This is a genomic window from Nocardia sp. NPDC058518, assembly GCF_042719655.1.
Lineage (GTDB): Bacteria > Actinomycetota > Actinomycetes > Mycobacteriales > Mycobacteriaceae > Nocardia.
On the sequence record NZ_JBHXNJ010000008.1, the window covers coordinates 148,432 to 171,981 of the forward strand.

Genomic DNA, 23,550 nt, shown 5'->3' on the forward strand with positions numbered 1-23,550 from the left:
GGTGACCGATCCGTCCCCCCGCTCGGGCCTGCGTTCGTGGTTCTCGTCGAACGGCCGCCTGGAGTTCTGCATCACGCTCGCCTCGGTCACGCTGCTGACCGGGGCCTGCGTCGCACTGATCCTGGTGCCGCGCAACGCGGGTTCGTTGCAGCTGGCCACCGACGAGGCCGAGGTGCTCGACACGTCCGAGGGCATCGACAATCCGCGCCTGAGTCCGGTGCGCCGCGAGCTGCAACCCTATGGCCCGATCCTGGTGCGTGAGGTCGCCGACGGTGCCGCGTCCGAGGCACTGCTGGTGGCCCATCCCAGCCATCGCGCCGACCTCGATGTCCTCGAACATCAACTGGGCCAAGCCATTTCGGATGTGAGCGCGGTGTGGGGCACCGACTGGAACCGCGCGCCGGTCGTGGTCGTGGCGAGCACGCCTGCCGAATTCACCGCGCTGACCAGGTCCGCGGGCACCACCGGGGCCGACGTGGCCGCCGTGTCGCTCACCGGGTCCTACGCCCCTGGCACCCAGCCCACCGACCAGCGCATCGTGTTCAACCCCGACGCGCGCAGGCGAGTCGGCAACGAGGGCCTGGCCACCCTGCTGCGCCACGAACTCACCCACATCGCCACCAGAGCCGCCACCACCGACGGCGCGCCGTTGTGGATGCTGGAAGGCTTCGCCGAGTTCGTCGCTCAGCGCGATCAGGACACCACCTTCTCCCAGATCGCGCCCACGCTGACCACCCGGTTGCGCGCGGGCACCCTGCCTACCGAGCTCGTCGCCGATACCGATTTCACCGGTGTCGACGCGGCCTACGCCTACGAAAGCGCGTGGAGCACCTGCGCGTTCCTGGCCGATCGCTACGGCACGAGCACGCTCACCACGTTGTACAAGCGGCTCGCGACCGGCCCGCAGTCTCCCGCGGCACAGGACGCCGCGTTCACCGCCGTGCTCGGGGCCTCGCGCGCCGAGCTGCTGGACGGGTGGCGGGCCTGGTTGCGCGGTCACGCTGCATGATGGGCGCAGCGCTTCCCGGACACGCACGGCCGCAGCGAAGGCGCAGGTACGCCTGACCACGTCCGCCCACCCCTCAGCCGACCGATTAGGTTGTTCTCTTATGGCCCGAACTCTGCTGGTTACCAACGATTTCCCGCCTCGGCCGGGCGGAATCCAGTCGTATCTGCAGGCGCTGTCGAATCAGCTGCCGCCCGAGGACCTGGTGGTGTACGCGCCGCGCTGGCGCGGTGACAGCCACGAGAAGTTCGACGCGGCGCAGAAGTTCCAGGTGGTGCGTCATCCGACGACGCTGATGCTGCCGACCCCCGCGGTCATCAAGCGGGCGAGCGCGCTGCTGCGCGAACACGGCTGCGACACCGTGTGGTTCGGCGCGGCCGCGCCCCTGGCGGTGATGGCGCCGATGCTGCGGCGCGCGGGCGCGGAGCGCATCCTGGCCAGCACCCACGGTCACGAGGTCGGCTGGTCGATGCTGCCGGGATCGCGGCAGGTGCTGCGTTCGATCGGCGAGCACACCGATGTGGTGACCTACGTCAGCAAGTACACCCGTGGCCGTTTCGCCTCGGCCTTCGGTCCGCGCGCGGCACTCGAGCACCTGCCGCCGGGCGTCGACCCCACCGAGTTCCGGCCCGACCCGGCCGCCAGGGCAGAGCTGCGCGCCCGCTACGGACTCGGCGAGCGCCCGACCGTGCTGTGCCTGTCGCGGCTGGTCCCGCGCAAGGGCCAGGACATGCTGATCGTGGCGATGACCGAGATCCGTGAGCGCGTCGACGGCGCGGTGCTGGTGATCGCGGGCGGCGGACCGTACGAGCCGCGCCTACGCGCCCTGGCCGAGGCGCTGGGCGTGCAGGACAGCGTGGTGTTCACCGGCCGGGTGCCCTCCGGCGAGCTGGCCGCCCATCACACGATCGCCGACGTGTTCGCGATGCCGTGCCGCACGCGCGGGGCGGGCCTGGACGTCGAGGGTCTGGGGATCGTGTTCCTCGAGGCGTCGGCGACCGGGGTCCCGGTCGTTGCCGGTGATTCCGGTGGCGCCCCCGAGACCGTGCGCGAGGGCGAGACCGGCATCGTCGTGCACGGCCGGTCGGTCCCGCAGATCAGCGATGCCATCGTCGAGCTGCTCACCGACCGGGACAAGGCGGCCGAGATGGGCGCCGCGGGCCGGGCGTGGGTGGAACAGAACTGGCATTGGGACCGCCAGGGTGCCCGCTTGCGGGAACTGCTGCGGTGACACCCCGGCCGGGCCCGGTGTGGCGTCCACTACGCTCAGCCGGGTGAGCAGTATCCAGGTCGCAGATCAGACCTTCCTCGCCGCACCGGGCGCCGCGATCGCCGACGTGCTGAGCGCCGCGAACAATTGGCGCCGCTGGTGGCCCGACCTGCGCCTGGACGTGCGCGAGGATCGCGGCGACAAAGGCATCCGCTGGACGGTGGAAGGCGCGTTGACCGGCACCATGGAGGTGTGGCTGGAGGCCGTCCCCGAGGGGGCGATCCTGCACTACTTCCTGCACGCCGAACCCACCGGGGCCGAATCGAAGTCGGCGCGCGCGCTGGCCGCGGCCAATCGGGCCCGCCGGGTCGCGGGCCGGAACATGGCATTCGAACTCAAGGCACGGCTCGAAGCCGGTCGACCCGCAGGCGTCGCACCCGCGGTCGCCGCTGCCCCCTGACAGGCATCGTTCCCAGACAGAAAGTAGGGCTTGGCTGCCATGGCCGACCGGACTCAGAGATCGATCCTGATCGACGCACCGTCGCAGCAGGTGATGGCCGTCATCGCGGATCTGGAGTCCTACCCGGAGTGGGTGGCTGCCGCGAAGTCGGTCGAGGTCATCGAGCGTGACGCCGATGGACGCGCGGCCACCGCCCGGTTCGTGCTCGACGCGGGCGTCGTCAAGGACACCTACGTGCTGTCCTACACCTGGCGAGCCGACGGCAAAGCCGTGGCATGGCGCCTGCTCAGCGGTGACCTGCAGAAAGCCCAGGACGGCAGCTACGAACTGCTCGACCGGCCCGGCGGCGGTACCGAGGTGGTCTACGAACTCACCGTCGACCTGAACATCCCGATGATCGGCATGTTCAAACGCAAAGCCGAGAAGGTCATCACCGACACGGCGCTGAACGAGCTGAAGAAGCGGGTCGAAGGCTGAGCGCCCCGGGCGGTACCCGCGTCGAACTGTTCGTCGGCAAGGGTGGTGTCGGGAAGACGACGCTGGCCTGCGCGACGAGCATGACCTATGCCCGCTCGGGTCAGCGTGTGCTGATCGCCTCGCTGGATCAGGCCCATTCGCTCGGCGACGCGCTCGGTTTCCGCTTCCCGCACGATCCGGGCACCGTCGCCGGGGTGGCCAGGGTGGCACCCGGTATCGAGGTGATCGAGATCGACTCGCTCGCCCTGCTCGAGGACCGTTTCCGTGATGTGGTGGCGATGCTGGCCAAGGGCGGCGGCCACGATCACGGCTTCGATCTGGCGGCGCTCGACCCGGCCGAGCTGACCGGGCTGCCCGGTGTGCAGGAACTGCTGATGCTGGTCGAGATCGCCCAGTACGCCGAGGAGAACGACTGGGACGTCATCGTCGTCGACTGCCCGCCCTCGGCCGACATGCTGCGCATCGTCACCGCCCCCGACACAATGCTCAACTACCTCGAACGCCTCTGGCCCAAGCACGCGCGCACGATGAGCGCGATCGGCCTCGACCTGCGCAAGGCGGTGCTCGCGGCCGCGGTCGAACGGATCGTGGTCGCGGTGACACAGGTCCGCGACCTGCTCGCCGACCGCACCCGCACCAGCGCCCGCCTGATCACCGGCCCCGAACAGGTCGCCGTCGCCGAGGCCCGGCGGGTGCGCTCGGCGGCCGCGCTGCTCGGCCTGCGGATGGACGCGGTGGTGGTGAACAAGGTGCTCGCCCCGGTGCCCCCGCCCGGCGACAACGCCCACCCGGCCGTGCACTGGTATCTCAACCGCCGCGCCGAGCAGCTCGAAGTGGTGGCCCGGCTGCACGAACAACTCACCGATGTCCCGATCCTGATCGCCCAGCACGCCGGTGCCGAACCGGTGGGGGTGAATTCGCTGTCGATGTTCTCGCATTCGGTCGACACGCTGCCCGCCCCGCACGCTCAGGGCGCCGAATCGGGCGAACCGATGGTTCGATGGGAGTCCGGCTCCGGTGTCGACTCCGTGTACGCGATGCGGATGCGGCTGCCGGTGGTCGATCCCGGCACCTTGCGGCTGGGCCGAGTGGAGGACGATCTGATCGTGGGAGCCGACGGGGTACGCACACGCGTGCGGCTCGCGCCGGTGCTGCGCCGCTGCACGGTGGCGGGCGCCGAACTCGACACCGGTCACCTCGTAGTCCGCTTCCGGCCCGATCCACGGGTGTGGCCCGCCGATCCGAACTACACGAAGGCCACCGCAGATGAGCACTGACAGCCAGTCCGAGCGCCACGGCCACGACGGCTTCGCCGAGTTCACCGAGGAGCTGCGCCTACTCTCCGAAGTCCTCCTGGCCCGGGTCGAACCCGTGCTGCGCCGCACCGCCGCCGACGGCAGAGCCGACCTGGGCGGTTGCGCGTGGTGCCCGGTCTGCGCGGCCGCCGCCCTGGTACGCGGCGACCACCATGACGTCGTCGCCGCCCTCGCCGAACACGGCACCTCCATGGTGACGGTCCTGCGCGAGGCCCTCGCGGGCATCCCCGTGGAACCGGTCCTGCCCCAGGAATGGGCCGATCACGCTGCGGGACACCCGGATTCGACCGAGCGTCCCAGCGCACCGCGCGAATCGACAAGCGCCGCCGATGCCACCGGTAACCCGAGCTGGGGTACGACCCGTTCACGCCAGCCGGGCGCACCACGCCCCCGCCGCGTAGACGAATTCACCGAACCGCACCAGCAGGGTCCGCCCCCGCGCACGACACCTCCCACTGTCACGCCCGAACCGAGCTCGGGTACCGACGCTTTCGCCACCGCCCGCGCGCCGCGCTCGCAATATGTCGACATTCCGGTGACGATCCGGGGATGACCAGCCGGATCGACCCTCAACACCTGCTCACCGTCGGCATCGACGTAGGTGGCACCAACATTCGCGCCTCGGTGGTCGACGCCGAGGGCGAGGTGCTCGACACCGTACAGGCGGCGACCCCGCATTCGGCGCGTGCGCTCGAGGACGCGATCGACCGCTCGGTGCGCGAGCTGGCCCGGCGCCATCCCATCGCGGCGGTCGGGCTGGCCGTCGCCGGTTTCATCTCGACGGATCAGTCGACGGTCCTGTTCGCCCCGCACCTGCCGTGGCAGAACGCCCCTGTGGCCCAACGACTCACCGCGCGCCTGGGCCTGCCGGTGATCCTCGAACACGACGCGAACGCCGCGGGCTGGGCCGAGTACCGCTTCGGCGCGGCGGCGGGCGGGAGCACGGTGGTGCTCATCGCGATCGGCACCGGCATCGGCGCCGCCCTGCTCATCGACGGCCGGCTCTACCGCGGCAGCCATGGCATCGCCCCCGAACTCGGCCACCTCCAGGTCGTCCCAGAGGGGCGTGCCTGCGCGTGCGGCAAACACGGCTGCTGGGAGCGCTACTGCAGCGGAACGGCACTGGCCGAGACCGCCATCGAAATGCTCGCCACCGACCCCGTGCGTTCGGTGCTGGCCCGCGACGTGCTCCGTGATCCCGGCTCGCTCACCGGCCGCCGGGTCGCGGGCGCGGCCCAGGACGGCGACCCACTCGCGGTCCGGGTGATGGCCGACTTCGCCCGCTGGCTCGGCCTTGGCCTGGCCTTCGTCAGCGATCTGTTCGATCCCGACCTCGTGGTGATCGCCGGTGGGGTGAGCAGTTCGGCGCCGCTGTTCCTCGACGAGGCCCGCGAGCACTACGCGGCCGCGGTCACCGGCGCGGGGCATCGGCCGCTGGCCCGCCTGCGCACCACGCAGCTGGGTGAGGCCGCGGGCATGATCGGGGCAGCGGGGTTGGCGAGGGCCGCGCTCGACACACCGGTCGTCGGCCACATCGCGAGATGAGCGTCACATCCATGCGCAGCGGCTACCGTCCTGGGTTGGTTGTGACCTGCGACCAGCGGTAAAGTCGTTTTTCGACGAGGCTGCACACCACGATCCCGGTTCCGAGGAAAGGACGCCATGTTCTACTGGCTGCTCAAGTTCGTCTTCCCGGGACCGTTCATGCATCTATACAACCGGCCCGTTGTCGAGGGCGTCGAGAACGTTCCGACCGACGGGCCCGCGATCATGGCGGGTAACCATCTGTCGTTCTCCGACTGGCTGTTCGCGCCGCTGCTGAGCCCGCGGCGGATCAACTACCTCGCCAAGGCCGAATACTTCACCACCCCTGGCTTCAAGGGACGCCTGCAGAAGTTCTTCTTCAGCGGCACCGGTCAGTACCCGATCGACCGCAGCGGCGCCTCGGCCGCCGACGACGCGCTCAACGCGGCCACCAAACTCCTCAACGAGGGCCGCCTGGTCGGCCTGTACCCCGAGGGCACCCGCTCCCCCGACGGCCGCCTCTACAAGGGCAAGACCGGCATGGCGCGGCTCGCGCTCGAGACCGGCGTCCCGGTGATCCCGGTCGCGGTGATCGGCACCGACAAGGTGAGCCCGCCCGGACCGTTCAAGTGGCGTCGTCAGAAGGTCACCCTGAAGTTCGGTGCGCCCCTTGATTTCTCGCGCTACGAGGGCATGAGCGGCAACCGCTTCGTCGAACGCGCCGTCACCGACGAGGTGATGTACGAGCTGATGCGCCTCACCGGCCAGGAATACGTCGACGTCTACGCGCACAGCCTCAAGAAGGGCGTCGCCGCGACCGACCACCAGCTCGAGGCCACCCGCATCCCCGAGACCAAGGCGAGCTGAGCCGAAACCCGCTGCGCCGCACGGTGAGCTGACTCGCAGCGTCAGCCCCCTCGACCGGACTTCCGCGCGATCGACTGTCGTTGCCCGGACACCCGCGCGCCCGATTGGTAACCTTTGCCGGGCAAAGGCCGAGGGCGGGTGGGCCACCAGAGGTGGCGGGCGGCGGCAGAGGGCGAGGTGTGCATGGCCGGAGGCGAATCCGACGAGGGTCGCGTGATGCCGTTCACCCGGCGGGCGGCACCTCGCGACGGCAATCCACCCACCGGCCGGGTAGTCCGCGGCGCCCGCTTGGCCGCGGTACCGGTCGCCTACGCGGGCAGGCGCATCGCGGGCTTGGGCAAACGCGCCGTCGGCCGCGACCCCGCCGACGTCGACCGTGACATCCGCGTCCGCACCGCCGAACACCTCTTCCAGGTGCTCGGCGAACTCAAGGGCTGCGTCGCGAAACTGGGCCAGCTCCTCGGCCTGCTCGAACTCGGCCTGGCTCCCGACCTGGCCGAACCGTATCGCCAAGCCCTTGCCCGACTGCACGATTCGGCGCCCGCGATGCTGCCCGGCGCGGTCCACGCGGAACTGGCCACCCATCTCGGCCCGCACTGGCGCTCACTGTTCCTCGAATTCGAGGACCGCGCCGCGGCCGCCGCTTCGGTCGGCCAGGTCCACCGCGCCCGCTGGCACGACGGCACCCAGGTCGCGGTCAAGGTCATGTACCCCGGTTCCCGGCGCGCGGTACTGGCCGACCTGCAAGCCCTGCGTCGCGCGACCCCGCTGTTCACCGCGCTGCTGCCCGGCGCCGACACCCGCCCGGTGGTGGAGGCGCTGTGCGACGAGATCCGCGACGAACTCGACTACGCCCGTGAGGCCGTCAACCAGCGCGCCTTCGCAGCCGCCTTCGCCGAGGACCCCGACGTCGTGGTGAGCCGGGTGATCGCCCAGCGCGGCGACGTCCTGGTCACCGAATGGCTCGACGGTGCTCCCCTGTCCCGGTTGATCATTCGCGGCAACGCCGACGAACTCGACCGCCTCGGTGTGCTGATCATGCGTTTCCTGTTCTCCGCTCCCGCCCGCGCCGCCCTGGTCTACGGCGACCCCCACCCCGGCAACTTCCTGCGCATGCCCGACGGCCGCCTCGGTGTCGTCGACTTCGGCGCCTGCACCCCATGGCCCGCCACCTTCCTCGACGTGGCGAGCGATATCGGCGCCGCCGTCATCGCCGACTCCCCCGCCGATCTCGAGGCCGCCATGCGCCGCCACGGCTTCGTCGCCCCCACCCGAGACCTCGACATCGCCACCGTCGCCGCGCGCCTGCAACCGGTCCGCGAAGCCCTCCTCGCCCCCACCTACCCCCTCTCCGCCGCCTGGCTGCGCGAACAGGTCCGCCTGGCCACCGACCTGCGCCTGTCGAACGTCCTACGCCAGCTGACGATGCCCCCCGGCCACACACCCATCCTCCGCTCCTTCCTCGGCGGTGTGGCGGTCCTCTGCCAACTCCACACCGCCGTTCCCCTCCGTTCCGAATGCACCCGCTGGTACCCCGAAACCGCCGCCGCCGCAGGGCTCTAGACACCGCACCCGAGTTCGGCCCGTCGTACGGCATCGTTCACGCTCCGTTGCCTTGCTAACGACCGCGTGTTACGACCGGTGGCGCACCGTGAGGCTTATGGCTGTTTCGGATTTCGCGATGTCTCGGCGCACGCTGCTGCGCGCAACCGCTCTCGGTGTGGTGACTGCTCCTGCCCTGGTGGCCTGCGGTGACGACGGTCCCGCGCTGGTGCGGGCCAGGCCCGCACTCACGCACGGGGTCGCGGTCGGGGATCCGCGTAGCGATGGCGCGCTGATCTGGGCTCGGTCGGATCGGCCCGCGACGCTGGTGGTGGAGACCTCGGCGAGCGAGAAGTTCAGTGACGTCAAGCGATTCACCGGACCGCTGCTCACCCCGGCGACCGATGGCACCGGGCGCGTGCGGGTGAACGGTCTGCCCGCGGGGCAACTCGTGCACTACCGGGTGCGCCTGGACGGGGAAGACGGTGCGAGCTCGGAGGCACTCACCGGTGTCTTCCGCACGGCGCCGACCGCGCCCGCCGACATCTCGCTGCTGTGGTCCGGTGACGTCGCGGGGCAGGGCTTCGGGATCAACCCCGACCTCGGCGGTATGAAGGTGTTCTCCGCCATGGCCGCTCGCGACCCGCACTTGTTCCTGCACTCCGGCGACTGCATCTACGCCGACAACGCGCTCAAAGAGTCGGTGACACTGCCCGACGGCCGGATCTGGCGCAACATCACCGCCGAGGCGAAGAACGCGCCCGCGGAAACCCTCGACCAGTTCCGCGGCAACTACGCCTACAACCTCACCGACGACAACTACCGCCGGTTCAACGCCGCCGTCGCCCAGATCGTGCAGTGGGACGACCACGAGACCACCAACAACTGGTCCCCCGGCGGCACGGTCGCCGCCGACAAGGGCTACACCGAGCGCAGCATGGACACCCTCGCGACGCGGGCCTGGCAGGCCTTCCACGAGTGGATGCCCTTGGAGCCCAAGGAAGCCGTCGACGGCCGTCTCTACCGCAAGATCTCCTACGGCCCGCTGCTGGACGTGTTCGTCCTCGACATGCGCGCCTACAAGGACGCCAACACCGCCAATACCGCGGCCAAGGGCCAGATCCTGGGCGCCGCCCAGACCAAGTGGCTCACCGACGGCCTGAAGGACTCCAAGGCCACCTGGAAGATCGTCGCCGCCGACCTGCCGCTCGGCGTCATCGTCCCCGACGGCAAGACCGCCTTCGAAGGCCCCGCCAACGCCGCCCCCGGCGCACCCTCCGGCCGCGAAACCGAGATCGCCCAGGTGCTCTCGGCGATCAAGGCGAACAAGGTCGCCGACGTCGTCTGGCTCACCGCGGATGTCCACTACACGGCCGCGCACCACTACTCCCCCACCCGCGCCGCCTTCACCGATTTCGACGAGTTCTGGGAGTTCGTCTCGGGCCCGCTCAACGCGGGCGCGTTCGGCCCCAACCCCCTCGACCCCACCTTCGGGCCCGAAGCCGTGTACGTCCACGCGCCGCCCACGGCCAACACCTCCCCGATGGACCCGGAGTACCAGCACTTCGGTGAGGTGAAGATCGACGGCCGCACCGGAGAAATGACCGTCAACTTGTGCGACGCGACCGGAAAAGTCCTGTTCACCAAGCAACTCGCGCCCACGCGGAAATAGGTGCGAAGTACCCTGCGCAAGAACCGCGCACCTGTGGTTAGCTATGCGGTCATGGGCACGCCGCATACCGTCATCTCCGAAGAATATCTCCCCACCGACACGGCGGATGTCGTTCGCACTGTGCGTGATTCGCGCGGCCGGTCGGAACGGTTGACGGTGCGCGGCGGTGAACAGACCGAAGAGTCCTATGGTCTGACCGATCAGCGCGGCGTGCTCTCGCTGCGCAAGATGAACTCGGTGCTCGACATCAACCTGGGCCGGCGCACCGTGCGCGTGCAGGCGGGCGCGAAGCTGTCCGAGATCGACCGCCGCCTCGGCGCGCACAGCCTCGGCCTGCCGGTGGTCGGCGATCATCGCGACATCACCGCGGGCGGTTTCGCCTCCGTGGGCGGGGTGAGCACCGCCTCGCACCGCTACGGCATGTTCATCGACCAGATCGTCGACCTCGAGTACGTCGACCCCGACGGCCGGATCGGCACCTGCGGGCGCGGTCACCACACCGAGCGTTTCCACCGCATCCTCGGCGCGGGTGGTCGCGCGGGCATCATCACCGCGCTGACTCTCGATGTGGTCGAGGTCGACAAAGACCACACCATGCTCACCACCGACGCCGACCGGTTCCTCGACTTCGACTCCTTCGTCGAGCACGCGACCAACGAGATCACCAACCCCGGCAGCGCGGCGCTCCAGGTCGGCCGCTGGGTCGACACCGCCCCGCTGAAGGTGGCGCGCCCCGTCGGCACCGGCCAGGTGACCCTCGGCGCCGTCCGCTTCGGTCAGTGGTCGAGCCTGTACCCCACCGCACCAACCCGTGGCCTGCGGGCCCGGCGCGAGGTCGGCACGCGGACCCGGAAGTCGTTGGGCGCCATCGCCTCCGCCGCGGGCGGGCGCGCGGGCATGCCGGTGCGCAACGCGGCGGCGGGCGCGCTGATGTTCGCGCCGAAGGTGCTCACCATGCGCGACGCCGAGTACCTGGCCGACACCGTCATCAACTCCTCCGAGCGCGGCCCCGCCTACCGTGTCGGCGTGTTCGCCCCACTGGCCAACTACGGTTCGGTCTTCTACGGCCTGCACGACCTGTTCTCCGCCCACCGCGAACGCTCGGGCTGCTTCACCGTCATCTCCGCGATGACCTACGGCGTGCGCTCGGAGTACCTGCGCGCCGAAGCCGCCGCCCGCGGCCTCACCCCGGCCGACTACGGCCTGATCACCTTCACCTGCCGCCTGCGCCCCTCGGCCCTGCCCTCGGAGCAGCTGCGCGAGATCGTCGCAGGCATCGACGACATCTGCCGCTCGGAGCAGGCCCTGCGCTACAGCGTCTGAGGCCGGATTCCTCGACGGGAAACGCACGACGGATGATTCATCCCGTCGTGCGTTTCTCGTTTCCCGCCGTGGAGTTCACGCTTTCGGGCACCCATCTGCGCGCGTATGCGCGATGTGATACCGGCGTATCTGCTGGTCATGCAGGGTTCGACAGCGGCGATCTGACTATCAGGCATATCCGTCTCCCAGTGGATGGGATAGTCGGCTCTACGAATCACTCGGAGAAAGTGTGATGTCGGTTACGCATTCCGATCGTTCTTCGGATGCGAGCCCCATCCTCGAAAGGACCTCCGATGGTCGCTTCCACTCCGACGCCCGCCGCGGACCGCTGGACCCCACGCCTGATCTTCTCGCTCGCCTCGATCGTGCTCCTCCTGGAGATGCTCGCGGTGAGCTACATGATGATCTCGACGGCCCTACCCTCGATCGCCGCGCACTACCAGACCACCCAGGGCGCCTGGCTGCTGACGTCGTTCCTGCTGGTCGGCGCCGTCACCGCACCGCTGATCGGCAAGCTGGCCGACATGTACGGCAAGCGCAAAGCCCTGCTCGGTTGTGTGGCCGTCGCCGCGGCGGGATCGTTGCTGTCCGCGATCGCGGGCAGCTACGCGGTCCTGATCGCCGGCCGTGCGCTGACCGGCCTGCTCATCCCCTGCCTGTTCCTGAGCTATTCGCTGATCCGGGATGTGTTCCCGGCGAGGACGATCGCGCTGGCGGTCAGCATCGCGACCAGCGGCATGGGGCTGATCGCGATTCCCGCGCCGTTCCTCACCGGGTGGCTGATCGACAATCACGGGTTCCGCAGCATCTTCTGGTTCTTCGTCATCGGTCTCGCCGTGCTGGGCGCGCTGATCTATGCCACCACGGCCGAATCGTCGGTGCGGCTGCGCTCACGGATCGATCCGCTCGGCGCGATTCTGCTCGGCGGCGGTATCGCCGGCGTACTCATCGCGGTCAGCTTCGGGCCGACTTGGGGCTGGCGTGACAGCTCGACCCTGGCATACCTCGCCGGTGGCGTGGTGCTGCTGCTGGTGTGGCTGGTGAGCGCGCGAATGATCCGGGAACCGCTGATCGACCTCGATGTGCTCGGCCGTCGTTCGGTACTGCTCACCACCATCGGCGCCGGACTCTGCTACGGCGCCAGCGGGCTGTTCACCATCCTGCTGCCGATGATGGCCATGACACCCGCCGTGTTCGGGCTCGACTACGGATTCGGCGTCACCGCCGAGGGTTTCGCGATCTTCCAGGCGCCGGTGGGGTTGATGGTGGTGGTCGGCGGTGTGCTCGTCGGTGTGCTGGTCGGCCGCCGCGACGTCCGCCCCCGCATCCTGATGACCTGCGGCATGCTGTTGATGGCCATCGGATTCACGCTGACCGCCGCCGTGCACGACAGCAAGCCGCTGCTGATCGTCTTCGCGGGCATCTTCGGCACGGGCATGGGTATGGCCTACGCCGCGATCCCGAATCTGCTGATCGAGGCAGTGCCGCCGCAGTTGCAGGCGGGCACCGCGAGCATCGTCGGTGTCTCGCAGAGCGTGTTCCCCGCCGTCCTGCCGGTCATCGCGTTCACGATCATGAACAACTCCTACATCGCGCCGATCCCGCCGGAGATGACGCAGGGCGCGGTGTTCTATCTGGACCGCGGCTTCACGATCGCCTTCCTGATCGGCGCCGTCACCGCGCTCATCGGTGCGATTGTCGCCGCGGCGCTGCCCCGCCGGATCGTGCAGCTGTCCGCTCCGCGCAAGGTGGAAGGGCCGGAGGAGGAAGGACTGGTGTTCGCGCACTGAGGCATTCGATGCCACGAGCCGGTCGTGCGGTCGCACGGCCGGCTCGGTCGTTCTCGAAGGCACCTCTTCCGGCAACGAAAACGGTCGCCGCGACCCCCTCACCTCGAGGGAGTCGCGACGACCGTGTCGTGCGGTGTCAGTGCTTCTCGGCACCCAGGTAGTACTCGAACACCAGGCCGGCTGCGGCGGCGAGCACGAGCACCACGCCGAGACCGATCAGCCAGAACTGGAAGAACGCCAGGCCCAGCGCGGTGACCGAACCAGCGGCCGCCAGGAGGATGGGCCAGAAGCTACCGGGCGAGAAGAAGCCCAGGTCGCCTGCGCCGTCGACGATCTCGGCCTCTTCGTAGTCCTCGGGCCGCAGGTCGATGCGGCGCGCGACGAACCGGAAGTAGGTGCCGATGATCAGCGACAGGCCCGCGGTCAGCACGATCGCGGTGGTGCCCGCCCACTCGATGCCGGTGCGCGACTGCGCGGTGAAGAACCCGTAGACGATGCCCACCAGGATGAAGAAGGCCGTGAGCAGTTCGAAGATCCGCGCTTCGATCCTCATATCAGAATCCTCACTTGCTCTCGTTCACCGAAGCGCTCTTGGCATCGCGCTTGGTGTTGAAGGGGTACGTGGAGGTGGCCACCGGCGACTCGCCGATCGATGCCAGCGCCTCACCGTTGGTCTTGCCCTCGATGCGCGCCTGCATGTACTTGGCGTACTTCTCCGGCGAGACCGCGCGGACCTCGAAGTTCATCATCGAGTGGTAGGTGCCGCACATCTCCGCGCAGCGGCCGACGAACGCGCCTTCCTTCTCGATCTCCGAGATCTGGAAGACGTTGTCGGACTGGTTTTCCTTCGGGTTCGGCATCACGTCGCGCTTGAACATGAACTCCGGCACCCAGAAGGCGTGGATCACGTCGGCGGCGGCGAGCTGGAACTCGATGCGCTTACCGGTCGGCAGCACCAGGACCGGAATCTCTTCGCTGGAGCCGAAGGTCTCGACCTTGTCGTAGTGCAGGTACGAGAGGATGTCGTTGGCCGGCTTGCCGTGCAACGGACCCGGCTGCGGGTGACCCTTTTCGTTCTTCAGCTCACGGTATTCGGCGAGCTGCTCTTCGTTCAGCAGCTCTCGCTCGGTGTCGATGCCGTTCCAGGTGAGACCGCCGACGTTGTTGATGTTGCGGTAGCCGAACTTCCAGTTCCACTGGAAGGCGGTCACGTCGACGGTGACATCCGGGTTGTCGGTCTTCTCGTGCACGTAGTTCTGCACGACCACGGTGAAGTAGAACAGCACCGCGATGATCACGAACGGGATCGCCGTGTAGGTCAGCTCCAGCGACACGTTGTACCCGGTCTGGCGCGGGAACTCCGGGGAGTTCTTGCGCTTGCGGTGGAAGATGACCGTCCAGAAGGTCAGACCCCAGACCAGCACGCCCATGGCGAGCGCGGCCAGCACCGACCAGGTCCACAGCTCACGCATCCGGGTGGCCTGCGGGGTGATACCCGATGGCCAGCCGAACCGGAGCCAAACATTGTCGATCGAGCAGCCCGAGACGAGCATCGCGGTGATCCCCAAGGACACCGCCAGCCCGGCCCGCCGAAGGATCCGGCCCTGCCGACCCTTGACGGGTCGTGCCCCGATCTCTTCGCTCGCCTTGTGCGCCACGCTCACGCCTTCCTGGTCGCCACACATTCCGACACATTGCGTCGTCCGGGCGGCGATTCGCCCGTTCCGACACCTCTTCAAAGCAGTTTCAGGCCGTCCCGAAGTATTGCCGCTGTGACGCCTGCACACCTGAGAAGGACCTGAGTACTACGCAGCGTAGACCAAAGGGGGCACTGTCTTGTCGCGGGGTCACTTTCGACACTCCGCCGTGACGTCACCGATCATCGCGACCTGCGGTTTGACCCCCGTCTGGTCCCCGGGTGCCCTGCGCGAGCGGGCGAGCGCGGCGTGTCGGGCAGGTGTGCGGCATACTCGGACACAGCGTTTCGGCCCGTTTGTGGCCACCCATCATCGAACGAGAGAAGGTTGGTCGACACCGTGTGCGGACTGCTCGGATTCCTGACAGCTGATTCCGCGACGACCGCGGTGGTCGATCAGGTGTACGACGCGCTGCACTGCCAGCGGCATCGTGGCCCGGACGAGAAGGGCACCTGGCACGACGATCACATGATCTTCGGGTTCAACCGCCTGTCCATCATCGATATCGAGCACTCGCACCAGCCGCTGCGCTGGGGCCCCGCGGACAACCCGCAGCGCTACGCGATGACCTTCAACGGCGAGATCTACAACTACCTCGAGCTGCGCGAGCAGCTGGCCGCCGAGCACGGCGCCGAATTCCCCGATGCCAAGATCTTCGCCACCGACGGTGACGGCGAGGCCATCGTGGCCGCCTTCCACTTCTGGGGCCCCGAGGCCGTGCGCAAGCTGCGCGGCATGTTCGCCTTCGCGATCTGGGACACCGAGACTTCGGAACTGTTCCTGGCGCGCGATCCGTTCGGCATCAAGCCGCTGTTCATCGCCACCGGCCCCGGCGGCACCGCCTTCGCCAGCGAGAAGAAGAGCCTGCTGGAACTGCTGAGCCCACTCGACCTGTCCGACGAGCTCGATCCGCGCGCGCTAGAGCACTACACGGTGCTGCAGTACGTGCCAGAGCCCGAGTCGCTGCACCGCAACATCCGCCGCCTCGAATCCGGCAACTACGCCACGGTGAAGCTCGGCCAGGAGCCGGTGACGACCCGCTACTTCCGCCCCGACTTCCGGGTTCGCCCGTTCGCGGAGGGTTCGGAGAAGGCCCGCTACGCCGAGATCGCCGCCGCGCTGGAGGACTCGGTCGCCAAGCACATGCGCGCCGACGTCACCGTCGGTTCGTTCCTGTCCGGCGGCATCGATTCCACCGCTATCGCCGCGCTGGCCATGCGCCACAACCCGAAGCTGATCACCTTCACCACCGGCTTCGAGCGCGAGGGGTACTCCGAGGTCGACGTGGCCGCCGAGAGCGCCGAGCTGATCGGCGCCCGCCACATCGTCAAGGTGGTCTCCCCCGCCGAGTTCGCCGCCGCGATTCCCGAGATCGTCTGGTATCTCGACGATCCGGTCGCCGACCCTGCCCTCGTCCCGCTGTACTTCGTGGCCAAGGAAGCCCGCAAGCACGTCAAGGTGGTGCTCTCCGGCGAGGGCGCCGACGAACTGTTCGGCGGCTACACGATCTACCGGGAACCGTTGTCGCTCAAGCCTTTCGAGTACCTGCCGAGCGGTGTGCGCAAGCTCGTCGGCAAACTCAGCGACAAGATCCCCGACGGCAGGCGCGGCAAGTCGCTGCTGCACCGGGGATCGCTGTCGCTCGAAGAGCGCTACTACGGCAACGCCCGCAGCTTCAACGACGCCCAGCTGCGCGCGGTGCTGCGCGACTTCCGCCCCGAGTGGACCCACCAGGACGTGACCGCCCCGATCTACGCCCAGTCCGCGGGCTGGGACCCGGTCGCGCGCATGCAGCACCTCGACCTGTTCACCTGGCTGCGCGGCGACATCCTGGTCAAGGCCGACAAGATGACCATGGCCAACTCACTGGAACTGCGCGTGCCGTTCCTGGACAACGAGGTCATGCGCGTCGCCGAAGGCATCCCCTTCGACCAGAAGATCACCAAGGAAACCTCGAAGTACGCGCTGCGCCGGGCCCTGGACGGGATCGTCCCCGACCACGTCCTCCACCGCGCCAAGCTCGGCTTCCCGGTCCCGTTGCGCCACTGGTTGCGCGGCACCGAACTCTACGACTGGGCCGAAACCCAGATCGCCGAGTCCCAGACCGACCACCTGCTGAACAAGCCGGCCATCCTCCAGATGCTCCGCGACCACAAGGCAGGCCTGTCGGACCACAGCCGCCGCCTCTGGACCGTCCTGGTCTTCATGGTCTGGCACGGCATCTTCGTCGAAGACCGCATCAAGCCGGAGATCCAAGAACCGGTCTACCCGGTCTCGCTGTAACCCACGGAAAAACGCCCCCTGGTTCGAAAGAGTCCAGGGGGCGTTCGTGTTCCGTAGGTCAGAGCAGGAAGGCCAGTTCGTCGGCGGCGTCGGTGCCGTAGGCCTTGGTGAGGCGCTCGAGTGCGTCTTCGGTGTTGAGGGTCCACTCCTGGGTGCCGGTGGTCTCCAGGATGAGGACGGCGATCAGGGAGCCGAGCTGGGCGGCGCGCTCCAGGCTCAGGCCCGCGCGGTGGGCGGTGAGGAAGCCGGCGCGGAAACCGTCGCCGACACCGGTCGGGTCGACCTTGGCCACCTCGGGCACCACGCCGACGCGGACCTCGGTGCCGTCGGCGTCGACCACGAGCACACCCTCGGAGCCCAGCGTGGTGACCCGGATGCCGACCTTGGCGGTGATGTCGGCTTCGCTGAGGCCGGTCTTCTGCTGCAGCAGGGCCCACTCGTACTTGTTGGTGAACAGGTAGGCCGCACCGTCGACCAGTTCGCTCGCCTGCTCGCCGTCGAGGCGGGCCAGCTGCTGGGACGGATCGGCGGCGTAGGCGATGCCCTTCGCCTTGGCCTGGCGGGTGTGCGCGACCATCGCCTCCGGATCGTTCGCGCCCACGAGCACCAGGTCGATATCGTGCGCGGCGGCGATCGCGGCGATGTCGATATCGCGCGCCTCGCTCATCGCACCCGGGTAGAACGACGCGATCTGCGCCATCGTCTCATCGGTGGTGCACACGAACCGCGCGGTGTGCGACGTCGTGGAGACGTGCACCGCCGAGCAGTCGACGCCGCTGGCTTCCAGCCACTGGCGGTACTCGGCGAAATCGGCGCCGACGGCACCGACGAGCACCGGACGCTGCTTCAGCAGCCCCATCGCGTAGGCGATGTTGCCCGCCACTCCGCCACGGCGGATCTGCAGATCGTCGACGAGAAAGCTCAGGGACACATGATCGAGTTGATCAGCGAGCAGCGCATCGGCGAACCGGCCGGGAAAGCGCATGAGGTGGTCGGTGGCGATGGATGCGGACACGGCAACAGACACGAGGCATGGCCCCTTCGACGCTAGAGGTAGGAAGACAAAGAAGTCCGGGATCACCGGATCCCGGACTTCAACGTTAGCAAGCGCTACCGCCTGTGGTTCACCTGTTCGCTACCTCGCCACGCAACCACAATGTTCACGGCCGTGACCTGGAGCGCGAGGTTACGGCGCCGCTAACTCGCGGCGCCGAACATCAGTTGAAGCTATCGCCGCAGGCGCAAGAGCCGGTGGCTTGCGGGTTGTCGATGGTGAAGCCCTGCTTCTCGATGGTGTCGACGAAGTCGATCGAGGCGCCGTCGATGTACGGGGCGCTCATGCGGTCGACAGCCAGCTTCACGCCGGAGAACTCGACGACGATGTCACCGTCGAGGATGCGATCGTCGAAGAACAGCTGGTAGCGCAGACCGGCACAGCCACCGGGCTGCACAGCGATCCGCAGGGCCAGGTCGTCGCGGCCCTCCTGGTCGAGCAGCGCCTTCGCCTTGATGGCGGCAGCGTCGGTCAGCGTCGCACCGTGGGTCTCGGTGGCGGTCTCGTTCTGCACAGTCATGGACACTCCTAGTTCGACTCAGCCCGTCAACGGACCTCAGGTGCACAGCGCACGACTGATTTCAACGCTGTCGCAGCAACTGCTATTCCTATTTTGCCACCCTCGGCGCAGCCGAGTAGACGCCACCTGGGTGCTTGCGCCCACAGTACGCCCTATAACGGCGTGATCTGCGTCGCAGACCGCCTGGTATGAGATCGGGCCCACCGCTGAGCGGACCGCATTTCCCGATGGTCGGCATCATCGAATAGCCTGGTGAACGTGAAATTGTTCCGTCGCGACGAGTCCAGCACCACCGACGAGTCCGTCGACCCGTCGGTGTCCGGCTCCGAACAGGCCGCCGCCACCACTTCGACCACCCCCGGTAAGGGCAAGCCGACGCCGAAAAGGCGTGAGGCCGAAGGCAAGCGGCGCGGCCCTGTCGCGCCCGCCCCACTGACCGCCAAGGAAGCCCGCGCTCGCCGCAAGGCCGTCAAGGGCACCAAACAGGACCGCAAGGCCGCCGCGGCCGACCGCCGCGCCGCCGTGCAGGACCGCCGTGCCCGCATGCTGGCCGGCGAGGACAAGTACCTGCTGCCGCGCGATCAGGGCCCGGTCCGCGCGTACGTGCGCGACCTGGTGGACGCCCGCCGCAACCTGGTCGGCCTGTTCATGCCGATGGCGCTGGTGCTGATCCTGTCGATGTTCGTGGCCCCCGGCCTGCAGACCATCGTCACCCTGGCCATGCTGGTGATGATGGTCTTCATGATCATCGAGGGCTTCGTCCTCGGCAAGATCGTGAACAACCGGGTGATCGAGCGCTTCCCCGACACGACGGACACCGGCTTCAAGCTCGGCTGGTACGCCTTCGTCCGCGCCTCCCAAATCCGCAAGATGCGCGCCCCGAAGCCCCGAGTCGGCCCCGGCGACGCGGTCTGATTTCTCCCCGAACCTCGAATGCCGTCTCATCCACCCGGATGGGGCGGCATTCGTGTTTTCAGTGATGACTGGGACGGATGTAGTCGGCGTAGCCTGCGATGGCCTTGAGTTCGATGTCCATGCGCTGGGCGTCGCGGTCGATGATTCCGGTGGTTCCGGTGGTGCCGCGACCGATCAGTACGGCGAGTCCGATGATGGCGGCGAGGACGATCAGGAAAGTAAGCATGGCAGTAATTTTGCGCTCGATGATTTTCAGCCGAAAGTGGCTGTTCTGTCATTGTGCGTAAAGATTCAGCCAGCTACGATGAGGAATGCTCTCGAACGTCGCCGTGGTCCTCAACGACCGGCTCGCCATGTTCGAATTCGGTGTCGTCTGTGAGGTTTTCGGCCTCGACCGCACCGCAGACGGCCTACCCGGCTTCGACTTCCGGGTCTGCGGCGCCGAGCCCGGCAAGCCACTGCGCTCGACCACCCCCGGCATCTCCGTAACCCCGGACTTCGGCCTCGACCAACTCGCGAAGGCCGACCTGGTCGCCATCCCCGCCTCCCCGATCGGCCGGTACGACGACCGGGTTCTCGAAGCGGTGCGCGACGCCGCCGACGCGGGCGCGACCGTCCTCACCGTCTGCTCGGGTGCCTTCCTGGCCGGCGCGGCGGGTCTGCTCGACGGCCGCAAGTGCACCACCCACTGGCGTTATGTCGACAAACTCGCCGCGATGTTCCCCGAGGCCACCGTCGACCCCGACGTCCTGTTCGTCGACGAGGGCAACCTGATCACCAGCGCGGGCACGGCCGCGGGCATCGACGCCTGCCTGCACCTGGTCCGCCGCGAGATCGGCACCGCCGCCGCCAACGGCATCGCGCGCCGCATGGTCGTCCCGCCGCAACGCGACGGCGGCCAGCGTCAGTTCATCGAACAGCCGGTCCCCGAGTGCAGCTCCGCTGGCCTGTCCACCACCCTGGCGTGGCTCACCGAGAACCTCGCCCACCCGCACACCGTCGACGAACTCGCGGCCCGCTCCAGCATGTCAACCCGCACCTTCGCCCGCCGCTTCGCCGCCGAGACCGGCACCACTCCGGTCAAGTGGCTCACCACCCAGCGCGTGCTGTTCGCCAAGCACCTGCTCGAAACCACCGACATGGCCCTGGAGCGGATCGCCGACGAGTCCGGTTTCGGCTCCGGTGCCCTGTTGCGCCACCACTTCCAGCGCCACGTCGGCATCGCTCCCACCGAATACCGGCGCCGCTTCGGCGCGGCCAGCTGAGCAACCGTCCATTATTTTGTGTGGAATACCGATCTGAACGCTTTTCCGCAAAAAAGGCGCCGAACTCCACAGTGCACAAATGAAACGAGTCGGCTACCCTGAGAAGGACAGGTGAAATCCCGGCCGCCCGTAGCAGTGTGGTCGTCAGCGCGGCATTTCGATGCCCTGGACGGTAGGGTATTCGAGCCATGCGTAGCAGCGAACTCAAGGAAGCCGATACCGAGCTCGCCCCGAATTTCCCCGAGCCTCATCTCATAGCCGCGGATCGCTCGTGGCGAATTCTTATCGCGGCGGGTTCGGATGCCGTCGGATCGCTCGACAGCGAACTCCCCCGATATGGCCACCAGGTCGCCACCGTCGACACCGGAAGAATGGCGCTGAAGCTGTTCGATCGCGCCGATCTGGTTCTGCTCGATCCCGATCTCCCCGATTTCGACGGATTCGAGGTATGCCGTTCCATCCGGGCGCGACATACGATTCCGATCATCGTTGTCACCGATCGCAATTCCGAATTGGACTGCGTACTCGGCCTGCGCTCGGGCGCCGACGACTATGTCACCCGCCCGTTCGGCATCAGGGAACTCATGGCCCGCATCGACTCGCTCATGCGACGGGTCAGCCCGCAGCCGGAGAGCGGCCGGACCACCACCAACTGTGGCGCGCTGCGCGTGGACGAGGGTGCCCGCGAGGCGACCCTGCACGGCCGCGCGCTCGCACTCACCAGGAAAGAGTTCGACCTGCTGCTGATGCTGTCGCGCAGGCCGGGAATCGTGGTGTCGCGCAAGCAGATCCTGGGTGAGGTCTGGGACGGTTCCTGGTCGCAGCACACGGTGGACACGCACGTCAGCAGCCTGCGGGCGAAGCTGGGAGCCAGCGATTGGATCGTCGCGGTCCGCGGTGTCGGCTTCAAGCTGATGCCGCGAGCCTGAGCGAGGTACGACGAAAGCCGCCGGCTCCCGAGGAGCCGGCGGCTTCGCTGACTCAGCTGCTGACCGCGACCACGTTCAGGTTCTCGTCGAACGCGAATCCGGGAGGCGCCTCGCCGGTGCGCAGCACCTTGATGAACTTCATCCGGGCGATCCGCCAGCCGACGGCGGTGCGCCGGACATCGGCATCGAGGTAGCCCCACACCAGCAGCGGCGCCTCACCCGGCACCACGTGCTTATGGGTGGCGGTGAGATTGAGCCGCACCGCGGCGGAATCACCGTCGATATCGGCGTGGCAATCGGTGGTGGTGTGATGCGTCGGGCCGAACAGATTGACCACATAGGTCATGTGTGCGGCAATTCCCTCGATGCCCCGATAATCCTCGGGCGGCAATTCGAGCAGGACATCGTCGGTGAAAATGGCTTCCGCCCACGCGTCGTCCATCGATTTGCGATCTTCGAAAAAGAAGAATGTATCGAAGAGGGCCGCGATCTCACGATGGTCGCGCAATTCACGGACTTCCGCGCGCAGCGATTCCAGCTCGGCACGGAGAATGGTGTCGTTCATCATTTATCCCTGAGATTCCTCGCTACCGATGGTAGCGGTTGGATTTTCCGATTTCGGCTTGTCGAAACGGCCCGTGATGCGGAAGCCGTCGCGAATGTTGAGTGACATGAGCACGATATTCGTAGCACCGGCGACGAGTTCGAGCGCCTGCACGCCGTAAAACAACGGCCCGAACTCGTCACGGCCCGCGAGGACCGAAAGGGTGATCGCCGAGGGAATGAGCACGAGCAGCCCATTGCCTGCGATGAAGGGCATCCGGTGCTTCTTCGCGACGATGGCGGGCATCGTCGAGTCGCCTGCCAGCCGGAAGCCGGTGCCGCCGGTGGCGGCGAGCGCGAGAACCAGGATCGGCAGGGCCCACGGGATGGTCTGCTTCACCGCGATGATCGCGTCCTTGGAACCACTGAGCTCGCTCACCACCGTCGAGGTCCAGAAGGTGAGGATGGTGAGTAATCCGATCGTGCCCGCGACGGGATGGATGCGGGAGAGCATGGTTTACCTCTCTTCGATGGTCATGTGGCCCGATCGGCCTCGAGGTTGCCGATCGCCTGTCGAACCATGCGGATGAAGTCGTCACCGCGGACGTCGGGGAACCCCGAGGTCGCGATGCCGTTCACCTCCCCAGCCGCATCGATCAGCGCGGTGCGCAATCGACGGGATCGGTCGGTGAGGTAGATCAGCGCTCGCCGGCCGTCCTGCGGGTCGGCGGTGCGCTGGATGAGGCCGTCGCGCTCCATCCGCTTGAGCGTGTGGGCCATCGTCGACTGGTCGATCCGGACCTTCTCGCAGAGTTGCAGCTGCGAGATCCCCTCCTCCTCGTACAGCGCGAGCAGTTGTGCGAACTGCCCGGGCACCACGCCGTGCCCGGCGATGCGATCGCGCAGTGCCTGTTCCATAAGCCGCGCCAGATGGTTGATCACGTACCCCAGGGAGTTGCTCCGATCCATCGGTAGCGTCTCGAGCGGTTCCATACCCACCTTCCATCGTCGTTGATCTGCGGCTACCGCCAGATTACATGGCAAGCCATGTAATCGCGACCGGTAGCCGACCCCCGGTCGACCCGGTGACAGCGCGCGATGCTAAGGCCGGCGCGGGCGGCAGGCAACCGGGCGGAGCGAAACCTGAACCAGCCCGG

24 protein-coding genes are annotated in these 23,550 nt (G+C 67.9%); 16 read left to right on the forward strand and 8 right to left on the reverse strand.

The features are described from left to right. Position 1: 1 nt before the first annotated feature. From ACFWPX_RS16750 to ACFWPX_RS16805, 12 genes are all read left to right on the forward strand, one after another. Positions 2-1,009: a peptidase MA family metallohydrolase gene (locus ACFWPX_RS16750; RefSeq protein ID WP_378928114.1), complete on the forward strand. Its 1,008-nt coding sequence runs from the start codon at positions 2-4 to the stop codon at positions 1,007-1,009. 100 nt (positions 1,010-1,109) lie between these two features. Continuing rightward, complete coding sequence (locus ACFWPX_RS16755; protein WP_378921753.1) at positions 1,110-2,237, forward strand: glycosyltransferase family 4 protein; 1,128 nt, start codon at positions 1,110-1,112, stop codon at positions 2,235-2,237. A gap of 43 nt (positions 2,238-2,280) precedes the next feature. Beyond that, on the forward strand, positions 2,281-2,676 hold the full coding sequence (locus ACFWPX_RS16760) for a polyketide cyclase / dehydrase and lipid transport (protein ID WP_378928115.1): 396 nt from the start codon (positions 2,281-2,283) through the stop codon (positions 2,674-2,676). A 39-nt stretch (positions 2,677-2,715) separates the two neighbouring features. Then, positions 2,716-3,153, forward strand: a complete 438-nt coding sequence (locus tag ACFWPX_RS16765; RefSeq protein ID WP_378921757.1) for an SRPBCC family protein — start codon at positions 2,716-2,718, stop codon at positions 3,151-3,153. 26 nt (positions 3,154-3,179) lie between these two features. Further along, positions 3,180-4,430 carry an ArsA family ATPase gene (locus ACFWPX_RS16770; RefSeq protein ID WP_378928226.1) on the forward strand — a complete coding sequence of 417 codons (1,251 nt, stop codon included), beginning with the start codon at positions 3,180-3,182 and terminating at the stop codon, positions 4,428-4,430. Beyond that, the gene (locus tag ACFWPX_RS16775; RefSeq protein ID WP_378921759.1) at positions 4,420-5,022 is read left to right on the forward strand and encodes a hypothetical protein; all 603 of its coding nucleotides are present in this window, start codon (positions 4,420-4,422) and stop codon (positions 5,020-5,022) included. Before ACFWPX_RS16770 ends, ACFWPX_RS16775 begins: the two co-directional genes overlap by 11 nt. Further along, positions 5,019-6,014 (forward strand): ROK family protein, encoded by a 996-nt coding sequence (locus ACFWPX_RS16780; protein ID WP_378921761.1) that lies wholly within the window; start codon positions 5,019-5,021, stop codon positions 6,012-6,014. The genes ACFWPX_RS16775 and ACFWPX_RS16780 overlap by 4 nt, the downstream gene beginning before the upstream one ends. 117 nt (positions 6,015-6,131) lie before the next feature. Next, the gene (locus tag ACFWPX_RS16785) at positions 6,132-6,860 is read left to right on the forward strand and encodes a lysophospholipid acyltransferase family protein (protein ID WP_378928116.1); all 729 of its coding nucleotides are present in this window, start codon (positions 6,132-6,134) and stop codon (positions 6,858-6,860) included. Positions 6,861-7,043: 183 nt separating this feature from the next. Continuing rightward, on the forward strand, positions 7,044-8,423 hold the full coding sequence (locus ACFWPX_RS16790; RefSeq protein ID WP_378928118.1) for an ABC1 kinase family protein: 1,380 nt from the start codon (positions 7,044-7,046) through the stop codon (positions 8,421-8,423). A 97-nt stretch (positions 8,424-8,520) separates the two neighbouring features. Next, the gene (locus ACFWPX_RS16795; protein WP_378928120.1) at positions 8,521-10,074 is read left to right on the forward strand and encodes an alkaline phosphatase D family protein; all 1,554 of its coding nucleotides are present in this window, start codon (positions 8,521-8,523) and stop codon (positions 10,072-10,074) included. 51 nt (positions 10,075-10,125) lie between these two features. After that, a complete protein-coding gene (locus ACFWPX_RS16800; protein ID WP_378921769.1) occupies positions 10,126-11,397 on the forward strand; it encodes an FAD-binding oxidoreductase in 1,272 nt (423 codons plus the stop codon). A gap of 293 nt (positions 11,398-11,690) precedes the next feature. Then, on the forward strand, positions 11,691-13,187 hold the full coding sequence (locus tag ACFWPX_RS16805) for an MFS transporter (protein WP_378928121.1): 1,497 nt from the start codon (positions 11,691-11,693) through the stop codon (positions 13,185-13,187). 136 nt (positions 13,188-13,323) lie between these two features. On the opposite strand, the gene ACFWPX_RS16810 is transcribed toward ACFWPX_RS16805, so the two are convergent. Together ACFWPX_RS16810 and ACFWPX_RS16815 are read right to left on the reverse strand one after the other, a co-directional pair. Continuing rightward, positions 13,324-13,740: a cytochrome c oxidase subunit 4 gene (locus tag ACFWPX_RS16810; RefSeq protein WP_101463622.1), complete on the reverse strand. Its 417-nt coding sequence runs from the start codon at positions 13,738-13,740 to the stop codon at positions 13,324-13,326. Positions 13,741-13,750: 10 nt separating this feature from the next. Next, positions 13,751-14,740 (reverse strand): cytochrome c oxidase subunit II, encoded by a 990-nt coding sequence (locus tag ACFWPX_RS16815; RefSeq protein WP_378921819.1) that lies wholly within the window; start codon positions 14,738-14,740, stop codon positions 13,751-13,753. Positions 14,741-15,223: 483 nt separating this feature from the next. Here ACFWPX_RS16815 and asnB point away from each other — a divergent pair, with 483 nt between their 5' ends. Further along, the gene (asnB, locus tag ACFWPX_RS16820; protein ID WP_378921821.1) at positions 15,224-17,167 is read left to right on the forward strand and encodes an asparagine synthase (glutamine-hydrolyzing); all 1,944 of its coding nucleotides are present in this window, start codon (positions 15,224-15,226) and stop codon (positions 17,165-17,167) included. A gap of 58 nt (positions 17,168-17,225) precedes the next feature. Here asnB and ACFWPX_RS16825 read toward each other — a convergent pair whose 3' ends face one another. Both ACFWPX_RS16825 and ACFWPX_RS16830 read right to left on the reverse strand, forming a co-directional pair. Continuing rightward, on the reverse strand, positions 17,226-18,152 hold the full coding sequence (locus ACFWPX_RS16825) for a carbohydrate kinase family protein (RefSeq protein WP_378921823.1): 927 nt from the start codon (positions 18,150-18,152) through the stop codon (positions 17,226-17,228). 232 nt (positions 18,153-18,384) lie between these two features. Beyond that, entirely contained in the window at positions 18,385-18,741 is a 357-nt protein-coding gene (locus ACFWPX_RS16830) for an iron-sulfur cluster assembly accessory protein (RefSeq protein ID WP_056816608.1), read from the reverse strand. 315 nt (positions 18,742-19,056) lie between these two features. Here ACFWPX_RS16830 and ACFWPX_RS16835 point away from each other — a divergent pair, with 315 nt between their 5' ends. After that, complete coding sequence (locus ACFWPX_RS16835) at positions 19,057-19,656, forward strand: DUF3043 domain-containing protein (protein WP_378921824.1); 600 nt, start codon at positions 19,057-19,059, stop codon at positions 19,654-19,656. Between the two features lie 58 nt (positions 19,657-19,714). On the opposite strand, the gene ACFWPX_RS16840 is transcribed toward ACFWPX_RS16835, so the two are convergent. Further along, positions 19,715-19,882: a hypothetical protein gene (locus ACFWPX_RS16840; RefSeq protein ID WP_378921772.1), complete on the reverse strand. Its 168-nt coding sequence runs from the start codon at positions 19,880-19,882 to the stop codon at positions 19,715-19,717. Between the two features lie 85 nt (positions 19,883-19,967). On the opposite strand from ACFWPX_RS16840, the gene ACFWPX_RS16845 reads away from it, so the two are divergent. Both ACFWPX_RS16845 and ACFWPX_RS16850 read left to right on the forward strand, forming a co-directional pair. After that, positions 19,968-20,921: a helix-turn-helix domain-containing protein gene (locus ACFWPX_RS16845; protein WP_378928122.1), complete on the forward strand. Its 954-nt coding sequence runs from the start codon at positions 19,968-19,970 to the stop codon at positions 20,919-20,921. A 188-nt stretch (positions 20,922-21,109) separates the two neighbouring features. After that, positions 21,110-21,850, forward strand: a complete 741-nt coding sequence (locus tag ACFWPX_RS16850) for a response regulator transcription factor (protein WP_378928123.1) — start codon at positions 21,110-21,112, stop codon at positions 21,848-21,850. Positions 21,851-21,902: 52 nt separating this feature from the next. On the opposite strand, the gene ACFWPX_RS16855 is transcribed toward ACFWPX_RS16850, so the two are convergent. Genes ACFWPX_RS16855 through ACFWPX_RS16865 form a run of 3 tightly spaced genes read right to left on the reverse strand, consistent with a single transcriptional unit; the run spans position 21,903 to position 23,386 of the window. Continuing rightward, entirely contained in the window at positions 21,903-22,415 is a 513-nt protein-coding gene (locus ACFWPX_RS16855; protein ID WP_378928124.1) for a nuclear transport factor 2 family protein, read from the reverse strand. Between the two features lie 3 nt (positions 22,416-22,418). Next, on the reverse strand, positions 22,419-22,907 hold the full coding sequence (locus tag ACFWPX_RS16860; protein WP_378928125.1) for a hypothetical protein: 489 nt from the start codon (positions 22,905-22,907) through the stop codon (positions 22,419-22,421). A 20-nt stretch (positions 22,908-22,927) separates the two neighbouring features. Continuing rightward, a complete protein-coding gene (locus ACFWPX_RS16865) occupies positions 22,928-23,386 on the reverse strand; it encodes a MarR family winged helix-turn-helix transcriptional regulator (protein ID WP_378921779.1) in 459 nt (152 codons plus the stop codon). Between the last annotated feature and the right edge of the window lie 164 nt (positions 23,387-23,550).

What these genes read in the sequence shown, in the direction of transcription:
- ACFWPX_RS16755 (WP_378921753.1), top strand. Translation starts at nt 1,110, where the DNA reads ATGGCCCGAACTCTGCTGGTTACCAACGATTTCCCGCCTCGGCCGGGC.
- ACFWPX_RS16765 (WP_378921757.1), top strand. Translation starts at nt 2,716, where the DNA reads ATGGCCGACCGGACTCAGAGATCGATCCTGATCGACGCACCGTCGCAG.
- ACFWPX_RS16775 (WP_378921759.1), top strand. Translation starts at nt 4,420, where the DNA reads ATGAGCACTGACAGCCAGTCCGAGCGCCACGGCCACGACGGCTTCGCC.
- ACFWPX_RS16780 (WP_378921761.1), top strand. Translation starts at nt 5,019, where the DNA reads ATGACCAGCCGGATCGACCCTCAACACCTGCTCACCGTCGGCATCGAC.
- ACFWPX_RS16785 (WP_378928116.1), top strand. Translation starts at nt 6,132, where the DNA reads ATGTTCTACTGGCTGCTCAAGTTCGTCTTCCCGGGACCGTTCATGCAT.
- ACFWPX_RS16790 (WP_378928118.1), top strand. Translation starts at nt 7,044, where the DNA reads ATGGCCGGAGGCGAATCCGACGAGGGTCGCGTGATGCCGTTCACCCGG.
- ACFWPX_RS16795 (WP_378928120.1), top strand. Translation starts at nt 8,521, where the DNA reads ATGGCTGTTTCGGATTTCGCGATGTCTCGGCGCACGCTGCTGCGCGCA.
- ACFWPX_RS16800 (WP_378921769.1), top strand. Translation starts at nt 10,126, where the DNA reads ATGGGCACGCCGCATACCGTCATCTCCGAAGAATATCTCCCCACCGAC.
- ACFWPX_RS16805 (WP_378928121.1), top strand. Translation starts at nt 11,691, where the DNA reads ATGGTCGCTTCCACTCCGACGCCCGCCGCGGACCGCTGGACCCCACGC.
- ACFWPX_RS16810 (WP_101463622.1), bottom strand. Translation starts at nt 13,740, where the DNA reads ATGAGGATCGAAGCGCGGATCTTCGAACTGCTCACGGCCTTCTTCATC.
- ACFWPX_RS16815 (WP_378921819.1), bottom strand. Translation starts at nt 14,740, where the DNA reads ATGCTCGTCTCGGGCTGCTCGATCGACAATGTTTGGCTCCGGTTCGGC.
- ACFWPX_RS16825 (WP_378921823.1), bottom strand. Translation starts at nt 18,152, where the DNA reads ATGCGCTTTCCCGGCCGGTTCGCCGATGCGCTGCTCGCTGATCAACTC.
- ACFWPX_RS16830 (WP_056816608.1), bottom strand. Translation starts at nt 18,741, where the DNA reads ATGACTGTGCAGAACGAGACCGCCACCGAGACCCACGGTGCGACGCTG.
- ACFWPX_RS16840 (WP_378921772.1), bottom strand. Translation starts at nt 19,882, where the DNA reads ATGCTTACTTTCCTGATCGTCCTCGCCGCCATCATCGGACTCGCCGTA.
- ACFWPX_RS16845 (WP_378928122.1), top strand. Translation starts at nt 19,968, where the DNA reads ATGCTCTCGAACGTCGCCGTGGTCCTCAACGACCGGCTCGCCATGTTC.
- ACFWPX_RS16850 (WP_378928123.1), top strand. Translation starts at nt 21,110, where the DNA reads ATGCGTAGCAGCGAACTCAAGGAAGCCGATACCGAGCTCGCCCCGAAT.
- ACFWPX_RS16855 (WP_378928124.1), bottom strand. Translation starts at nt 22,415, where the DNA reads ATGAACGACACCATTCTCCGTGCCGAGCTGGAATCGCTGCGCGCGGAA.
- ACFWPX_RS16860 (WP_378928125.1), bottom strand. Translation starts at nt 22,907, where the DNA reads ATGCTCTCCCGCATCCATCCCGTCGCGGGCACGATCGGATTACTCACC.
- ACFWPX_RS16865 (WP_378921779.1), bottom strand. Translation starts at nt 23,386, where the DNA reads ATGGAACCGCTCGAGACGCTACCGATGGATCGGAGCAACTCCCTGGGG.